The 1328-nt window shown below is 62.3% G+C and carries 1 pseudogene; it reads left to right on the top strand.

From position 1 onward, the window contains the following. Window positions 1-169: 169 nt before the first annotated feature. Window positions 170-1006 (top strand): annotated as a pseudogene (locus tag AC1DVA_RS28395) (IS3 family transposase); the annotation flags it as partial. Window positions 1007-1328 lie beyond the last annotated feature (322 nt).

Genomic DNA, 1328 nt, shown 5'->3' with positions numbered 1-1328 from the left:
CTTGCAAATCCGGGCTCGCACTGCGGCCCAAGCGACTGTTCGGGCTCCCTCTGGAACCGACGGGCGGGGCCCCATGCTCAGAGGCGGGCTCAATCACCCAAGGCCTGTACGGGCTCCCGTCCGTCGACAGCTTCCCCGGCTCAGAGCCGGTCGGCAACCGTGAGATACAAGGCCTGGTCGCAAGCGCGAGCTTGTCGGCACGATGTGTGGCGAGTGGCAGGTGTCGATCCGGCGGGCCTGTGCGGTCCTGGAATTCGACACGTCGAGCTACCACTACAAATCGTGCCGGCCCGACCAGGCCCCCCTGGCAGCCCGGATCAAGGCGATCTGCGAGACCCGCGTTCGTTATGGCTATCGCCGTGTCGACGTGCTGCTGCGGCGCGAGGGCTGGCATGTCAATCAGAAGCGGATTCGAAGGATCTACAATGAGTTAGGCTTGCAACTCCGTAACAAGACGCCCAAGCGTCGGGTCAAGGCGAAGCTGCGCGAGGACCGCGCGCCGGCGACGCGGCCCAACGATGTCTGGGCGATGGACTTCGTCCATGACCAGCTCGCCACCGGCCGCAAGATCCGGGTTCTGACGGTGGTCGACACCTTCTCGCGCTTCTCGCCGGCGATCGATCCCCGCTTCAGCTACCGGGCCGAGGACGTCGTCGCCACGCTCGAAAGGGTCTGCGCGAAACTGGGCTATCCGAAGACGATCCGGGTCGATCAGGGCTCCGAGTTCGTCAGCCGCGATCTCGATCTGTGGGCCTATGCCAAGGGCGTCACGCTCGACTTCTCGCGGCCAGGCAAGCCGACGGACAATGCCTTCATCGAGGCGTTCAACGGCCGCTTCCGCAGTGAGTGCCTGAATACCCACTGGTTCCTGACGCTTGCGGATGYGGAGGAAAAGATGGAGACTTGGCTCAGATACTACAACGAGGATCGGCCGCACGGGGCCATCGGCAACAAGCCTCCGATCCTGCTGCAAAATCCTGGCGGAGCACCCAGCCCACCGCCGTGATCGAAGGCCGGAAACTCCAGCCTCCGGCGATCCAGCAAATGGTCTCGGATCAGGGGCCAATCCGTTCGGAGGAAGTGAGCAGCGAGAAGAGGGTCGCACTCAACGGTCTCGGAAAGCCATTCGGGTCAAAGATATGGCAGACCAGACAGCAATAGCGCAAATAGCACCGGTAAATGGGTCGACGATCAGCCAGGCCAAAAGTCCAAGAGCCACAGCGAAAACGACGTCTATCATAGCCTCTCCCAAGCAAGCTGTGACTGCTATGGTATAGTTTGCTAGTGAGCGAGAAAAGGCGTCGCTCGAGGACGCCCGCCCTTTGCAG

The sequence above is a fragment of the Allobosea sp. P4_C6 genome (assembly GCF_056402015.1).
Note: the sequence above shows the minus strand (reverse complement) of the source record. Positions and strands in the feature narration are given on the sequence as shown.